General features: G+C 71.9%; 15 protein-coding genes. 6 read left to right on the forward strand and 9 right to left on the reverse strand.

Annotation, left to right across the window (positions count from 1 at the left end; translation table 11 throughout):
- On the reverse strand, window positions 1-724 hold a 724-nt coding region (locus tag RMT89_RS31990), incomplete at its 3' end, for a hypothetical protein (RefSeq protein WP_315887232.1).
- 141 nt (window positions 725-865) lie between these two features.
- On the opposite strand from RMT89_RS31990, the gene RMT89_RS31995 reads away from it, so the two are divergent.
- The 3 genes from RMT89_RS31995 (at window position 866) to RMT89_RS32005 (ending at window position 3,504) form a co-directional block, all read left to right on the forward strand.
- Entirely contained in the window at window positions 866-1,273 is a 408-nt protein-coding gene (locus tag RMT89_RS31995) for a CoA-binding protein (RefSeq protein ID WP_315887233.1), read from the forward strand.
- A gap of 64 nt (window positions 1,274-1,337) precedes the next feature.
- Window positions 1,338-2,279, forward strand: a complete 942-nt coding sequence (locus tag RMT89_RS32000) for a formylglycine-generating enzyme family protein (protein ID WP_315887234.1) — start codon at window positions 1,338-1,340, stop codon at window positions 2,277-2,279.
- Between the two features lie 7 nt (window positions 2,280-2,286).
- Complete coding sequence (locus tag RMT89_RS32005; RefSeq protein WP_315887235.1) at window positions 2,287-3,504, forward strand: 4-hydroxybenzoate 3-monooxygenase; 1,218 nt, start codon at window positions 2,287-2,289, stop codon at window positions 3,502-3,504.
- Between the two features lies 1 nt (window position 3,505).
- Here RMT89_RS32005 and RMT89_RS32010 read toward each other — a convergent pair whose 3' ends face one another.
- Window positions 3,506-3,865 (reverse strand): metalloregulator ArsR/SmtB family transcription factor, encoded by a 360-nt coding sequence (locus tag RMT89_RS32010; RefSeq protein WP_315887236.1) that lies wholly within the window; start codon window positions 3,863-3,865, stop codon window positions 3,506-3,508.
- A gap of 59 nt (window positions 3,866-3,924) precedes the next feature.
- Here RMT89_RS32010 and RMT89_RS32015 point away from each other — a divergent pair, with 59 nt between their 5' ends.
- The gene (locus RMT89_RS32015) at window positions 3,925-4,941 is read left to right on the forward strand and encodes a cation diffusion facilitator family transporter (protein WP_315887237.1); all 1,017 of its coding nucleotides are present in this window, start codon (window positions 3,925-3,927) and stop codon (window positions 4,939-4,941) included.
- A 2-nt stretch (window positions 4,942-4,943) separates the two neighbouring features.
- Here RMT89_RS32015 and RMT89_RS32020 read toward each other — a convergent pair whose 3' ends face one another.
- A complete protein-coding gene (locus tag RMT89_RS32020; protein WP_315887238.1) occupies window positions 4,944-5,501 on the reverse strand; it encodes a YbaK/EbsC family protein in 558 nt (185 codons plus the stop codon).
- Window positions 5,502-5,696: 195 nt separating this feature from the next.
- Window positions 5,697-6,269: an XRE family transcriptional regulator gene (locus tag RMT89_RS32025; protein WP_315887239.1), complete on the reverse strand. Its 573-nt coding sequence runs from the start codon at window positions 6,267-6,269 to the stop codon at window positions 5,697-5,699.
- A gap of 106 nt (window positions 6,270-6,375) precedes the next feature.
- Here RMT89_RS32025 and RMT89_RS32030 point away from each other — a divergent pair, with 106 nt between their 5' ends.
- Complete coding sequence (locus tag RMT89_RS32030; RefSeq protein WP_315887240.1) at window positions 6,376-7,233, forward strand: EamA family transporter; 858 nt, start codon at window positions 6,376-6,378, stop codon at window positions 7,231-7,233.
- 1 nt (window position 7,234) lies between these two features.
- On the opposite strand, the gene RMT89_RS32035 is transcribed toward RMT89_RS32030, so the two are convergent.
- Window positions 7,235-7,999: an acyltransferase gene (locus tag RMT89_RS32035; protein ID WP_315887241.1), complete on the reverse strand. Its 765-nt coding sequence runs from the start codon at window positions 7,997-7,999 to the stop codon at window positions 7,235-7,237.
- Between the two features lie 107 nt (window positions 8,000-8,106).
- Between RMT89_RS32035 and RMT89_RS32040 the strand changes: the two genes are divergently transcribed.
- Window positions 8,107-8,616, forward strand: coding sequence for a gamma carbonic anhydrase family protein (locus RMT89_RS32040; RefSeq protein WP_315887242.1), 510 nt, complete (start codon window positions 8,107-8,109; stop codon window positions 8,614-8,616).
- 3 nt (window positions 8,617-8,619) lie between these two features.
- Here the strand turns inward: RMT89_RS32040 and RMT89_RS32045 are convergent, their stop codons facing one another.
- The 4 genes from RMT89_RS32045 to RMT89_RS32060 form a co-directional block, all read right to left on the reverse strand.
- Window positions 8,620-9,264 carry a DedA family protein gene (locus tag RMT89_RS32045; RefSeq protein WP_315887243.1) on the reverse strand — a complete coding sequence of 215 codons (645 nt, stop codon included), beginning with the start codon at window positions 9,262-9,264 and terminating at the stop codon, window positions 8,620-8,622.
- A gap of 76 nt (window positions 9,265-9,340) precedes the next feature.
- Complete coding sequence (locus tag RMT89_RS32050; RefSeq protein ID WP_315887280.1) at window positions 9,341-10,891, reverse strand: carboxylesterase family protein; 1,551 nt, start codon at window positions 10,889-10,891, stop codon at window positions 9,341-9,343.
- Complete coding sequence (locus RMT89_RS32055; protein ID WP_315887244.1) at window positions 10,888-13,338, reverse strand: glycoside hydrolase family 3 N-terminal domain-containing protein; 2,451 nt, start codon at window positions 13,336-13,338, stop codon at window positions 10,888-10,890. Before RMT89_RS32055 ends, RMT89_RS32050 begins: the two co-directional genes overlap by 4 nt.
- A gap of 220 nt (window positions 13,339-13,558) precedes the next feature.
- Window positions 13,559-15,142, reverse strand: a complete 1,584-nt coding sequence (locus RMT89_RS32060) for an RICIN domain-containing protein (protein ID WP_399498503.1) — start codon at window positions 15,140-15,142, stop codon at window positions 13,559-13,561.
- Window positions 15,143-15,482 lie beyond the last annotated feature (340 nt).

A 15,482-nucleotide genomic window follows, 5' to 3' on the forward strand; every position in this document is an offset into this window, starting at 1 on the left:
ATGCCGGGGATCCGAGATCGCGGGTGAGATCGAGGCCGAGCAGCCGGTCGGCGTAGGCATAGGTCTCGAAGCGGGCGCCGTCCGGCAGGTCCGGGTCGGTCTCGACCCGGGCCAGCAGACGCAGTACGCCGGGCACGTCCAGGTCGTCCTCCCAGGCACCGCGCAGTTCCGTGCGCACATCGTCGGGGATGGGCCGCGAGGGGTGCCGCGCCCAGGCGGCGACCGCCTGCCGCCAGCGTACGAGGGTGTCGTGGGCCTCGGTCAGGGCGGCCGTGTCGAGCCGTGCCGGCCGGTCCCGCCGCGGGGTGAGCAGGGCGAGGCGCAGGGCGACGGGGTCGGCGCCCGCGAGCGGCGCGGGCGACACGAGGTGCACGGGCGCGACGGCGACGCGGACGCCGTCCGGTGCCGGACCGTCCTCCGGTACGACATGGATGACCTGCTTCTCACCGAGCCCATGGCCGACCTCACGGCTGTCCTCCAGGGGCCGGATGCCGAGGGCCGCGGCACCGACCCGCAGCTCGGGCTGTTCCCGGTCGCCGTGGAGCACGGCCCAGACCGGGGTGCCGCCGAGTTCGAGCGCGCGCACGAGGAGGTCGGCGACGAGAAGCACGCGCAGAGCGCCGGTGTCGAAGCCCGGCGCATGGGCCTCGACGCGGGTCAGACCACGCCGGGCGGACACGGCGTCGACGGGAACGCCCGTTCGGGCGTCGATGATGCGCAGCACTCCCCGAGCCTAGGCTGGTGCGCGCCCGGGCGCAGCATACGGCGCGGTTTCCGGACAGGGTGTGCCCCTCGTGGGGAATCTCCACGCCCCCTTGGCCGTTGTCCCGGCAACAGGAACGGCATGAGGTCGAGGAGGCCCCCGTTGTACGGCGACGAAGCGACGATCCGCAAGATCCTCACCGAGCTCGGCGACACCTGGGCCGTGGTCGGCCTGTCGTCGAACCGGCGGCGCGCGGCGTACGGCGTCGCGCAGGTGCTCCAGCGCTACGGCAAGCGCGTGGTGCCCGTCCACCCCAAGGCGGAGACGGTGCACGGCGAGCAGGGCTACGCCTCCCTCGCGGACATCCCCTTCGACGTGGACGTCGTCGATGTCTTCGTCAACAGCGAGCTGGCGGGACCGGTGGCCGACGAGGCGGTCGCCAAGGGTGCCGAGGCGGTGTGGTTCCAGCTCGACGTGATCGACGAGGCCGCCTACGACCGGACCCGGGCCGCGGGGCTGGACATGGTCATGGACCGCTGCCCGGCCATCGAGATCCCCCTGCTGCGGTGACGCCCAAGCAGATGGCGTAGACAGGGTCCGCACCCGACGCTCGTCCGTCCGCAAGGAGGAATCGATGCCCGAGCCCCTGTCACCCGCCCGCTGCTGCATGCCGTCGTCCGGGTCCGGCTCGCCACAGCCCGCGATACCGGCCGCCACCCGCACCGCCGCCACGGACGGCACGGTCCTGCTCCCCGGCGGCGAGTTCCTGATGGGCGCCGAGGACTCCGAGGGCTTCCCGGACGACGCCGAGGGACCGGTCCGGCCGGTCCGGCTGAAGCCCTTCCGCATGGACGCCCGCGCGGTGACCAACGACGACTTCGCGGCCTTCGTCGCCGACACCGGGCACATCACCGACGCCGAGCGCCTGGACTGGTCGTACGTCTTCGCCGGGTTTCTGCCCGCCGCCCTGCGCCGCGGCGCCCCGCGGCCCGAGCGGACGCCCTGGTGGTGCGCGGTCGAGGGCGCGGCCTGGGACCGGCCCGAGGGTCCGGGCAGCGATCTCGCCGGGCGCGGGAACCACCCCGTCGTCCATGTGTCCTGGTACGACGCCGCCGCCTACGCGGCCTGGGCGGGCAAGCGACTGCCCACCGAGGCCGAGTGGGAGTACGCGGCCCGCGGCGGCCTGGAGCAGCGGCGCTACCCGTGGGGCGACGAGCTGGACCCGGCCGGCGAGTACCGGTGCAACATCTGGCGCGGCACCTTCCCCACCAAGAACACCGCGGCCGACGGCTACCGCGGCACCGCGCCCGTGGACGCCTTCGAGCCCAACGGCTTCGGGCTCCACAACACCTCGGGCAACGTCTGGGAGTGGTGCGCCGACTGGTGGTCCACCGAGCATCGCGGCGCCGTCGACCCGGCAGGCCCGGCCGAGGGCACCGCCAAGGTGATCCGCGGCGGCTCCTACATGTGCCAGGCCTCCTACTGCAACCGCTACCGCGTGGCCGCCCGCAGCGCCAACACCCCGGACAGCTCAAGTGGCCACGCGGGGTTCCGCTGCGCGCTGGGCGCCACATAATGCTCGGGTGACCACCACCACCCCCAACTCCACTGGTCCAGAACGCTTTCCGGTCGTCATCGTCGGCGCCGGACCTGCCGGGCTCACCCTCGGCAACATCCTCAGGGCCGCCTCGGTCGACTGTCTGGTCCTGGAGATCGAGAACCGCGAGTTCATCGAGCAGCGGCCGAGGGCCGGCGTCCTGGAGGAGTGGGCCGTACGCGGGCTCGAACAGCGCGGTCTCGCGGGCAACTTGCTGGCGCGCGGCCAGGTGCACCACGAGTGCGAGTTCCGGTTCGCCGGGCAGCGCTACCGGTTCGAGTACGCGGAGCTGACGGGGCACCATCACTTCGTCTATCCGCAGCCGTTGCTGGTGACGGATCTGGTGCGGGAGTACGCGGACGTGCGGGGCGGCGCGATCCGCTTCGGCGTGCGGGACGTGGAGCTGCACGACCTGGACTCGGACCGGCCTTCGGTGTCGTACACGGACCCCGAGTCGGGTCAACGGCACACGGTTCACTGCGACTTCGTCGCGGGCTGTGACGGCGCCCGCGGGGTGTCACGCGCCGCGCTGCCGCCGGGCCGCGCCCATGTCTCACGCTACGACTACGGCATCGGCTGGCTGGCGCTGCTCGCGCAGGCGCCGCCGTCCAACGACTGCGTGGTCTTCGGTATGCATCCGCGCGGGTTCGCCGGGCACATGGCCCGCAGCCCCGAGGTGACCCGCTACTACCTGGAGTGCCCGCCGGGCGACGACCCGGAGAACTGGTCCCACGAACGCGTCTGGGCCGAGCTCCAGGAACGGCTCGGGGCGGCCGGCGCACCCCGGCTGACCGAGGGGCCGCTGATCGAGAAGCGCGTGCTGGACATGCACAGTTACGTCGTGGAACCCATGGCGTTCGGCCGGCTCTTCCTTGCCGGGGACGCGGCCCATCTCACCGCGCCGATCGCGGCCAAGGGCATGAACCTCGCCCTGCACGACGCCTTCCTGCTCGGCGACGCGTTCGTCGCCCAGCTCACCAAGGGCGACCGGAGCGGCCTCGACGGCTATTCGCAGTCGTGCCTCGGCCGGGTCTGGGACTACCAGGAGTTCTCGCAGTGGCTGTCGGAGGTGTACCACGGCACCTCCTCGGGCGACCCGCATCGCGCGGGCACCACCCTGGCCCGGCTGCGCCGCCTGTTCGGCTCCCCGTCCGCGGGACTCGCCTTCGCCGAGCAGTACTTGGGCAAGAACGCGGACTACTGAGTCAGTCGTGCGGGGGCCGGTCGCTGAGCCGGTGGTCGGCCACGTTCAGCGCCTCGTCCACCAGCCGCCGCAGATGGCCGTCGCGCAGGGAGTAGATCACCCGGCGGCCTTCTTTGCGCGTGTCCACCAGGCCGGCGAGCCGCAGCCGCGCCAGATGCTGGCTGACGGCGGGCCGGGCCGCCCCGCACACCTCCGTGAGTGTGGTGACGTCCGCCTCTTTCCCGGTCAGCGCGTGCAGCAGCGTCAGCCGGGTGCGGTCGCCGAGCAGGGCGAGGAGTTCGGCGGCGAGGGCGAACTGTTCCTCGCCGGGGGTGCGCGGATGCGCATCATGCGCAGGTGATAGGTGCATGCGTGCGCTCATACGCACATAATGGCGTCGTGGGCCCAGCAAGTCCACCGCCGCCACCGGAAGGGGGACCCGTGAGCCACCCGCACCACCACCGTCACCACCACCCGCTCCGCCACCGCATCGCCCACCTCCTCAAGCCCCACTCCCACGACACCGCCGACAAGCTCGACAACGCCCTGGAGTCCTCGGCCCGCGGAATGCGCGCGCTGTGGGTCTCGCTCGCGGTGCTGGGCGCGACGGCACTCGTCCAGGCGGTCGTGGTGGCGATCTCCGGATCGGTGGCCCTGCTCGGCGACACCGCGCACAACACCGCCGACGCGCTGACCGCCGTACCCCTCGGCATCGCCTTCGTACTCGGCCGCCGCGCGGCGACCCGGCGCTTCACCTACGGCTACGGCCGCGCCGAGGATCTGGCGGGCCTGGTGATCGTGCTGACCATCGCCGCGTCGGCGGCGTTCGCCGCGTGGACGGCGGTCGACCGGCTGCTCGACCCGCGCGACGTCGATCACCTGCCCGCGGTGGCCGCGGCCGGACTGGTGGGCTTCGCGGGGAACGAGTGGGTGGCGCGGTACCGGATCCGGGTCGGCCGCGCCATCGGCTCGGCGGCGCTGATGGCGGACGGTCTGCACGCCCGTACCGACGGATTCACCTCGCTGGCCGTGCTGCTGGGCGCGGGCGGGGCCGCGCTCGGCTGGCAACTGGCCGACCCTATCGTGGGGTTGGCGATCGCCGCGGCGATCGTGCTGGTGCTGCGGGACGCTGCGCGGCAGGTGTTCCGGCGGGTGCTGGACGCCGTGGACCCGGCCCTGGTGGACCGGGCCGAGCGGGCGCTGCGGGAGGTTCCGGGGGTGCGCGGGGTGGGCGAGCTGCGGCTGCGCTGGATCGGGCACCGGCTGCGGGCGGAGGTGGTGGTCGTGGTGGACGGCGAGGCGACGGTGCGGCAGGCCCACGCCATCGCGGTCGACGCCGAGCACGCCCTGCTGCACGCCGTGCCCCGCCTCACCGCGGCCCTGGTCCACGCGGACCCGGCGCCGGTACCCGGCGAGGCGGACCCGCATCTGCCCCTGGCCCACCACACGGCGGCCTGAGCTCAGGCGAGCCCGAGCCCTTCCAGTACGACGGCGCCCGGCAGCTCGGCGAAGGCCTTGCCCGGCACCAGCAGCTTGCCACGCCGGCGTCCGCTGCCGACGAGGACGTACGGCAGGTCGACCACGGCGGAGTCCACCAACACCGGCCAGTCGGCGGGCAGTCCGATCGGGGTGATGCCGCCGTACTCCATGCCGGTCTCGCCCGTCGCGGTGTCCATGGCGGCGAACGACGCCTTGCGGGCGCCGAGTTGACGGCGCACGGCGCCGTTGACGTCGACGCGGGTGGTGGAGAGCACGACACAGGCGGCGAGCGTGGTCTCGCCACCGCGCTTGCCCGCCACCACCACGCAGTTGGCGGACTGTTCGAGGAGCTCCTGGCCGTAGTGCTCGACGAACACGGCGGTGTCGGCCCACTGCGGGTCGGTGTCGACGTAGACGATCTGGTCGGCGGGTACGTTGCCGCTCCACTGGCGTACGGCGTCGGCGACCGGGGCGGTCAGCTCGTCGAGGGCGTCGGGGGCGGGGAGGGCCCGGTCGAAGTGTCCGATGGGTGCGCGCATGGCCGCACGGTAGCAACCGCGCCGGCGCCGCTAGGGGGTGTTTTGAAAGTCCCGCACAGCACCCACGGCGCCCGGCACGCACCCTCGCCGCACCGGCCAAAGACCCAAGTACGTCCAGTACGAGGGCCTTCGTCCGGCACGCCGAGGGCACGCACCGAACACCGCGGGCACCGCACAGGACTTTCAAAACACCCCCTAGGGAACGGGCGGCACGGAGACCGCCATCACCATCCGCATCGGCACCTCGCCGGTATTGCCGTACGTGTGGGGGGTGTTGGCCTCGAAGGAGCCGCTCGCGCCCGCCGGGACGCGGTACTCCACCCCGTCGACGGTGAGCGTCAGCTCGCCCTCCAGGACATGGAGCAGTTCGGCCGTGCCCGTCGGATGCGGGTCGGACGAGCTGCTCTCGCCCGGCATCAGCCGCCACTCCCACAGCTCCAGCGGTCCTGGCGCCTCGGTACCTGCGAGGAGGAGGTTGTAGCTGCCGGAGTCGGTGTGCCACAGCCGTACGGCCTGGTCGGCGGGGACGATACGGACCTGCGGGCCCTGTTCGTATTCGAGCAGGGTGGTGATACTGATACCCAGCGCGTCGCCGATCTTGACGACTGTGCCGAGGCTGGGGTTGGTGCGGGCCTGCTCGATCTGGATGAGCATCCCGCGGCTGACATTGGCCCGAGTCGCGAGCACGTCCAGGGTGAAGCCGCGCACCGCACGCCAGTGCTTGACGTTGCGCGCCAGGGACTGGGTCAGCAGGTCGAGGTCCGACACATTCCGTCCAACGTCTTGGTCCAATATAACGAATAGCAAAGTTCAGTTCATTGCACTACGGTGAGGTGCACCTGATCGTGCACCGAACTGTACTGCGAGGCGACCCGTGACAGCACTCTTCGCCCTGGCCGCCAGCCTGCTCTGGGGCCTGGCCGACTTCGGCGGCGGGCTGCTGACCCGGCGCACCCCGGCGCTCACCGTGGTGGTGATCTCGCAGACCGTCGCCATGGCCGTACTGGGCGCCGTCGTGGTCGCGACCGGCGGCTGGCGTGAGGCCGGGCCGCAGCTCTGGTTCGCGGTCGCCGCGGGTCTGGTCGGGACGGTCACGATTCTCGCCTTCTACAAGGCCCTCGCCCTGGGCCCGATGGGCGTGGTGTCCCCGCTGTGCTCGCTGAGCGTCGCCGTCCCGGTGGGCGTGGGTCTCGCGCTGGGCGAGCGGCCCGGGGCGCTCCAGCTCGCCGGCATCGTGGTGGCGGTCGCCGGCGTGGTGCTTGCCGGCGGGCCGCAGCTCAAGGGCGCCCCCGTGCAGCGCCGGGCCATCGTGCTCACGCTGCTCGCGGCGCTCGGGTTCGGCACGGTGATGGCGCTGATCACCGAAGCGTCGACCACCGTGACGGGCCTCTTCCTCGCCCTGTTCGTGCAGCGCGTCACCAATGTCGTCGTGGGCGGCGCGGCCCTGTACGTGTCCGTACGGCGCGGCTCCCCCGCCCTCCCCGAGGGCGGCTTCCCCTGGCGTGCGCTGCCCGCGCTCGGCTTCGTCGGGCTCGCCGACGTCGCGGCGAACGGCACCTACTCGATCGCGGCCCAGAACGGCCCGGTCACCGTGGCCGCCGTCCTCGCCTCACTGTTCCCGGTGGTGACGGCGCTGGCCGCACGGGGCGTCCTCGACGAACGTCTGCGCGGGATCCAGGCGGCGGGCGCGGGCCTGGCGCTGGCCGGCACCCTGCTGCTGGCCACCGGCTGACTCAGGCCTCGGCCTCCAACTGGGCAAGCCGCGCCGCCGACTCCTCGTCCAGTTCCGCCAGCGCCGCCAACTGCTCCGGGGTCACCCCGTCCGGTATCGGCACCGGCGCGGGCGTCCTGAGCGGCGGCTGCCAGCCGTCGGCGGCCGTCCACCGCCGTACGACACGGGCGGGCGCCCCCGCCACGACGGCGTGGTCGGGAACCACGCCCCGGACCACGGCACCGGCCGCCACGACCACGTTCCGGCCGATCCTCGCGCCCGGCAGGATCACCGCACCGGTCCCCACCCAGCAGCCCGGGCCGATCGACACCGGCTCCATCCGCGGCCACTGCTTGCCGATGGGCTCGTGCGGATCGTCGTAGGAGTGGTTGGTGGAGGTGACGTAGACGTACGGGCCGAAGTAGCAGTCGCTGCCGATGGTGACCGTGGTGTCGGCGATGACATGGCTGCCGCGGCCGAGGACCACACCGTCGCCGATGCGCAGGATCGGTTCGGGGCCGAGGTCGAGGTCGGGCATGAGGCCGGCGGTGAGCGTGACCTGTTCGCCGACGATGCAGTGCGAGCCCAGATGGATCCAGGGCTCGCCGAAGACCGTGCCGAGCGGGAACGCCAGGCGGGTGGCCTCGCCGATCGCGCCGAAGTGGAAGCGGCCGGGGCTGTCCTTCGTCACCGAACCCGTGCGCTGCACCCAGGCCCAGCCCGCGTGCACGGCGCGCTGCGCCAGGCGGCGTCGCCAGGACGAGAACGTGTTCTTACTCTTCGGCACGCGTTCACCGTACTGAGCGTACGGCGCCCGTATCGCATGGAGGGCCTGTGATCTTCGCCCCAACAGGTGGCGTACGGTGCCGTGTATCACGTGATCGGGAGGCGAAGATGATCAAGGGCATCGGTGGCAGGGAGCCGAAGGTCGACGCGGACGTCTTTGTGGCGCCCACGGCTTCGGTGATCGGGGACGTGACCCTGGAGGCGGGGGCGAGTGTCTGGTACGGGGCTGTGCTGCGGGGGGACGTGGAGCGGATCTCGGTCGGGGCGCAGAGCAACGTCCAGGACAACTGCACGCTGCACGCCGATCCTGGGTTTCCGGTGACGGTGGGGGAACGTGTTTCCATCGGGCACAACGCCGTCGTCCATGGGGCGACCGTGGAGGACGACTGCCTCATCGGGATGGGGGCGACTGTGCTGAACGGTGCGGTGATCGGGGCCGGGTCGCTGGTCGCGGCGCAGGCGTTGGTGCCGCAGGGGATGCGGGTGCCGCCCGGGTCCTTGGTGGCCGGGGTGCCGGCGAAGGTCAAGCGGGAGCTCACGGAGGAGGAGAGGGCCGGCGTCTCTCTCAACGGGACCATGTACGCGCAGTTGGCCCAGGCGCACCGGGAAGAGGCCTGAGGGCTACTCCCCGGCGCTGACAAGCTCCGGTTCCGCTGCCTGAGCCTGCGCCTTCTTCGCCTTCTTCTTCAGGACCAGGAACGACGTCAGGCCGATCAGGACCGCCGCCACCAGGCCGAGCCACGAGAAGCGCTTCAGCCAGGCCTCGGCCACCACGCCCACGTAGTAGATGACCGCCGTCGTGCCGCCCGCCCAGAGGATGCCGCCGAGGACGTTTGCGGTGAGGAACTTCCAGTACGGCATGCGCAGGACGCCCGCGAGGGGGCCCGCGAAGATACGGAGGAGGGCGACGAAGCGGCCGAAGAAGACCGCCCACATGCCCCACTTCTGGAAGGAGCGCTCGGCGGTGGCGATGTGCGCCTCGCTGAAGTGCCTCGGGAATTTGGCGCCGAGCCAGGCCAGCAGGGGGCGGCCGCCCTTGCGGCCGATCGCGTAGCCGATGGAGTCGCCGATGATGGCGCCCGCGGTGGCGCAGGCGCCGAGGATCACGGGGTCGATCTCGCCGTGCTGCGAGGCGAGCAGCGCCGAGGAGACCAGGATGATCTCGCCGGGCAGCGGAATGCCCAGGCTCTCCAGGCCGATGACCAGGCCCACCAGCAGATAGATGGCGAGCGGGGGCACTGTTTCGAGCCATTCCTGGACGTCCAACGCCGCTTCCTCTCATGTACTGGCCAGTTCCCGGCGCGCGCTCGTCCGTGAGCGCGCGCCGGGGCAGCCTACCTGCTCACCGTGACGCCGCCGCGTCCCACAGGTCGCACTGGTGGTCCCCGTGCACGGAAGTGCTCGGAGCGTTACCGCCCGCGGAGGCCGTCCGCAGCGAGAGCACCCGCTCCGGGCCGCCTTCCGGCATGGCGGGCTGTCCGTCGGCGCGGGGCACTCCGGTGCGGACGAAGGAGCCCCAGTACTGGACCATCTGCCACGCCAGCGTCTGCTGCTCTGCGTTCAGCGGGGACTTCAGGCCGAAGTGCTTGAAGAGGTACTGCACCTCGTTCACGTGCGTCGCCCCGAAGTCGAAGTCGGTGCCGAGGTCGCGCAGCGAGGCGAAGGGCGGGGAGGTGCGGTCGGCGAACTCGTACGCGTACACCGGGCCGCGTCCGGCCAGCGTGCCGTCGAGCCGGAGCGCGGAACAGGCGAACAGCGTGTCGCCGAGGGCGGTGCCGAAGGCGATCGTCGGGGAGGGGTGGGCGGTGAGGGGGTAGCGGGCGAGCACCTCACCGCCGAAGGCCGCTCGCATCACCGACGGGTACCGCTCGGCCGTCAGCGGGCCGCCCGCCCCGTCGAACCGGCCGAAGGCGAACAGCCGCCCCTCGTCCAGATTGGCGCCGTTCATCACCGGCACCCCGGCCGCGGCACCGGACGCGAAGGCCTCGGCGGGCTGCACGGGCAGGAAGGCGCCGCCGGTCACCGGTCCCCAGTCGAAGCCGCCCTGGGCGGCCAGGATCTCGGCGGACGTCTTGTCGCGCAGACACGCCACCGTCGTACAGCCGAGCTTCTCGGCGAAGGCGGCCCCCTGCGCCACCGCCGTTCCGTGGGTCCGGGCCGCGCAGTCGCCGTAGGCGCCGCTCTGGATGACGCCCGCCCGGAACAGGCCCTTCGCGGTGGGTGAGGCGAGCTGGGTGCAGACCGAGCGGCCGCCCGCGGACTCTCCCGCGATGGTCACGCGGCCCGGATCGCCGCCGAAGCGGCCGATGTTGGCGCGCACCCAGCGCAGTGCGGCCTGCTGGTCGAGCATGCCGAAGTTCCCGGAGACGCCGTCGGCGGCCTCGCTGTCGAGTCCGGCGGTGGCGAGGAAGCCCATCGCTCCGAGGCGGTAGTTCACGGTCACGACAACGGTGCCGGTCTGCCGGGCGAAGGTGTCGGGGACGATGTCCTGTCCGGCCCCCGCGGTGAGCCCGCCGCCGTGGAACCAGACGAGAACGGCGCGCCGGTGGGAGCCCTCAGGTGCATACACGTTGAGGTCGAGGCAGTCCTCGGTGTGGCTGGGCTGCTCGTAACCTGGGTCCCAATTCGCCCCTTGCACACACTTGTTGCCGAAGTCCCGTGCGCCCCGCACCCCTTGCCAGGGGCGAACCGGCCGAGGCTCCTTCCAGCGGAGCTCGCCGACGGGCGCCTCGGCGTACGGGACGCCGAGGAACTGCCGCCCCTCGGCGGTCACTTCGCCGCGTACCAGGCCCGCCTCGGTCCGGACGACCGGCGCCTGGGCGGCCTGCGCCGGCACCGGTGCGAGTACCGCGGCGGCGAGAGCCACCAACGAGATCACGACCCGCCGTATCATCGCCACACCTCCACCTGCGTACGAAGCCGCAGATCCCCCGCGGACGCCCCCACCCACACGCTCCGCCGCCCGGTGCCCAGCACCCAGTCATGACGTTTCGCATCCCACGACGACAACGTCCGCGCCGCGACCCGCACGGTCACCCGGCGCCGCTCCCCCGCAGCCAGTGCGAGCCGTCGATAGCCGCCCAACACCCGTACCGCCTGGTCGAGTTCCAGGTCGGGCGAGCGGCCCACATACACCTGCGGCACCGCGATCCCGGCGCGCCGCCCGGTGTTGCGGACGGTGAAACGCACGTCGAGGCCGTTCCGGGTCCACCGCGCGGAGATGTCCTCGTAGGCGAAGGAGGTGTACGACAGTCCGTGCCCGAACGGGAACAGCGGGCGCCGGCCCCCGGCGTCGTACCAGCGGTATCCGGCGTGGATGCCCTCCGCGTAGACCTCGGTGCCGTCGACGCCCGGGTAGCGGCGCGGGTCCCCGGCGACGGGATGGTGGTCGTCGTCCACGGGGAAGGTCTGGGTGAGCCGGCCGCCGGGGTCGCAGTCGCCGAACAGGACGGCGGCGGTGGCGGCCGCGCCCTCCTGGCCCGGGTAGTACATCTGGAGCACGGCTCCCGTGCGCTCCAGCCAGGGCATCGAGGTCGAGGACGAGGTGTTGAGCACGACGGTCGTGCGCGGGTTCACCGCCGTCACGGCCTCGATGAGCGCCGCCTGGTGACCGGGGAGGCCGATCGTGGTGCGGTCCTGTCCTTCGGTGGCGTCCTCGTAGGCGAACAGGACGACCTGGCGGGCGGCGCGCGCGGCCCGTACCGCCTCGGCGACGTCCTGCGCCCGGGTCGCGCTGGTGATACGGCGCAGCCGGAACCGCTGTCCGGTCTCCCCGCCCTCCGCTGTGATCCGCAGCTGGTGCGCGCCCTTGGCCGGCTTGAGCGTCTTGCGGCGCACGGACATCCCGTCGGCGGCGGTGGTGACGTAACCGCCCATGAAGTACTCGCCCCAGCCCGGCACGAGCGGGAAGAGCTCCTCGCCGTCGAGGACCACCTTCGGCCGGATCGTCGGCGGGCCGGAGTAGTGGATGACGAAGGTCCACTCGTCATCCTCGTCGACGGTGAGCGTGCCGTCGTACGACCAGGTCCGCCCGGCCTCGACCCGCAGGTCCTCGCTGTCCAAGCCGGGGCTGAGCGCCGAGGCGGGGAGGGCCTTGCCGAAGATGTCCTCGCCCAGGGCGTAGGTGACGTCGCCGCCGCGTGCGCGGAGGGCGTCGAGGGGGCTGTCGGCGTGGTCGGGCACGACATGGGCGCTGCCGCCGCCGCTGACGAAGGGCAGGGCGCCGGGCTGGCCGATCACGGCGATGCTGCCGCCGGTCAGGGGGAGGGTGCCGCGTCTGTTGCGCAGCAGGGTGGCGCCCGCCTTGGCGACCTCCAGGGCTACGGCCGCTCCCGCCCGGCTGTCGCGTTCGGGCCTCGGCGGCGCGCTGCCGTCGAGGTGGCCGAAGCGGTCCATCACGGACAGGATCCGGCGTACGGCCCGGTCGACGTACCGCTCGGACACGCTGCCGTCGCGCACGGCCCGCTTCAGCGCCGCGCCGAAGTGGGTGCCGTCCGGCATCTCCAGGTCCAGGCCGGCCGTAAGCGCCTCCCGGGTGCTGTGGGCGGCGAACCAGTCGGTCATCACCAGTCCCTCGAAGCCCCACTGGTCGCGCAGGATGTCGGTGAGCAGGGTCTTGTTCTCGCAGGCGTAGGTGCCGTTGACCTTGTTGTAGGCGCCCATGACCGCACCGGTACCGACGCCGACGGCGGCCTCGAAGCCGCGTAGTTCGACCTCGTGCATCGTCTGCTCGTCGGCCCGCACATCGACGGTCGTGCGGTCCTGCTCCTGGTTGTTCAGGGCGTAGTGCTTGACGGTGGCGACAAGACCCTCGCCCTGGATGCCCTCGATCTCGGCGGCCACCAGATCGGAGGCGAGCAGCGGATCCTCGCTGAAGGTCTCGAAGTTGCGCCCGGCGTACGGGGTGCGGATGAGGTTGACCATCGGGGAGAGCAGGATGTCCTGGCCGAGGGCGCGGCCCTCGTGTCCGATGACCCGGCCGTAGCGGCGGGCCAGTTCCGGGTCGAAGGCGGAGGCCAGCAGGACGGGGGCGGGCAGGGCCGTGGCGTGTGCGGTGACGCGGACGCCGGCCGGGCCGTCGGCCAGCCGCAGGGGCGGGATGCCCAGGCGCCCGACTCCGGGGACATAGCCCGCCTGACCGAGCGGGGCGGGGTCGGTGGCGCCGTGCAGGAGGGAGATCTTCTCGTCGAGGGTGAGTTTGGCGAGGAGGTCCTCGACGCGCGGTCTCCCCTGGGCGTAGGCAGGGACGGGTGGGGTCAGTGCGCCGGTCGCCGCCGCGGCGACGGCGATGGCGCCGCCCACCAGACGCAGGGCGGATCGCCGGGAAACAGTGTCGGACATGGCAGCCGTCACTCCTTCGGTGTGCGGGCACGACGATGTGAACCGCAGATGCACGCGGTGGCGCCCCGGTATGTGTTCGCCTTCTGAACGCACTATGCGCCAGCAGGACTTGACACCCCGTAAGCAACGCCACCGGCGCGTCGGAAACGTAGAACCGACGGTGACTCGTGTCAATGACCTGAACAAAAGCAAGGCCACCCAGGCGGGGTGGCCCCGCGTGCTAGGAGAGAAGATCGGTGACCGCGGAGACCCTGTCCAGCGCCTCGGCCGGCAGGGACGCGGCCCGCTCCACGGCGTTCGGTTCGGGTTCTGTAGGGCTGTCGACCTGGGCGACGCGTGTCTCGTACGGTTCCTGTTCCTCCGTCTCCTTCTTCTTGGGCCCGGCCCCTTCGGCATTCCCGGCCTCGAACTGCCACCGTTGCTCAGCGGACCCGTCCCGTTCCTCGACGGTCACCTTCTTGCCGTCGCCGGGCGCGACCACGCGCTCCTTGTCGCTGCGGAGCAGGAGTTCACCGTGCACGGTGAGGTCGTGGCGCACCTCGCCGGCGTGCACCAGGCAGTCGGCGAGCACGACGGCGCCTTCATCGGCATGGGAGTCCAGGCACAGCATGGGGTCGGCGGCGCTGCGGAGCAGTCCGTCGTTCTGGTACGACCACTGCTGTGATCCGGCGGCCGAGCACCCCGCGAGCACGGTCGCCGCGCCGGGCCGGGGCACTCGGCCCTGGACATCGAGGCAGAGGCCGGTGCCGAGGTTGCGCAGTCGCCCGTGGCCCAGCTCGACGGGCCCGCTCACGGAGGCGGGCGTCGGCGTCCCGGTGACCGCACTCGGCGCGCCCCAGGTGGCGCGCGGGTCGGGGACACCGTTGTCATCGGACCAGCCCCTGCTCACCAGCACGGTCGCGAGCAGGGCGAGGGAGGTCAGACCGACACCGACGACGACCTTGGTGCGGCCGCGGGGCGCGGTCGACTGCCGGTCGGGGAGGGGCCGGTGGCGTCCGCCACGCGCGCGTGCGGGCCGGGCGGTGTGCTCACCGGCGCGGCCGGGGCGCGAGTCCAGATAGCGCCGGGCTCCCCAGCCGAGGACCGTCTCGGCGAGCAGCTCCTCCAGGCCGCCCTCGAAGTGGCTGAGCTGTTCGGCGGCGTGCCGGCAGTAGCGGCACTCCGTCAAGTGCCGCTGGACATCGGGCAGAAGCGACCCGCCCCGGCGGATCGGGACATCGAGGAGACGGTTGTAGAAGCGGCATTCCCGGCTGGGCGCCAGTTCGTGGTGGGCGCGTACACAAGCGGTACGGAACTGCTCGCGCGCCTGCTCCAGCGCGGCCGAGGCGGTAACGGCGTCGACGCCCAGCAGACCGGCCGGTACGGTTATCGGTTCCGCCTCGGCCTCCGTGTGCCACAACAGGCATTGTGAGGCGCCCGGAAGGGCCCGGAATGCGCGTTCGGCGAGCCGTCGCCTTTCGGGAGTCACGGACCTCGCCGCGCGCAGTCCACGAGCGCCGGTCGGTTTGCGGAGTTCCGGCAGTGCGGCGGAAATTCTTTCGTCGGCCGCCCACTCCTTGACCGTGTCCCGTACGGCCATGAGGAGTTGTGGGCGCAACGCTCCGCCCGAGGGTTTGCCGAGCACTCGGTGGAAGGCGTTCGCGGTCACCATCGACGCCGAACTCCCGGCCGTTGCCAGGCAGATCACGGCGTACTCATGGGCGGCCCGCCAGTGCCGCGCCATCAGCAGCGGAACACCGTCGGCACCGGCGCCGGACGGCCCGAGACGGGCGATGAGATCACGGTCGGAGTCTTCGAGGCTCACTCCGGGCCGTGGCGGGTACGGGGGGCGTGGGGGGTAAGGGGAGTGCACTGAACCATTTCCTTCCAAGCCGCTGAACGACCGGTGGATTGGCCGTCCGTCGGAAAGCAGGTGCGTGATTGGTTCATACCTGCACCGCGTGAGATGCGGCACACCCGGTGAGGGGGCGCTCACTTTCGCACAATTGACTCACAAGAAACAAGGAGTTCGAGTGACTCTTGTTCAAGGCGCCGGAAATTCAGAATAGTTACCGTCGGTATCCGCACCGGCATGCGAACCCGCGGTCCGCGCATGCCGCCAAGTTGTGTGCACCGCACGGCGATTGACACACGGAATCTCCAAC

The sequence above is a fragment of the Streptomyces sp. P17 genome (assembly GCF_032436805.1).
Taxonomy (GTDB): domain Bacteria; phylum Actinomycetota; class Actinomycetes; order Streptomycetales; family Streptomycetaceae; genus Streptomyces.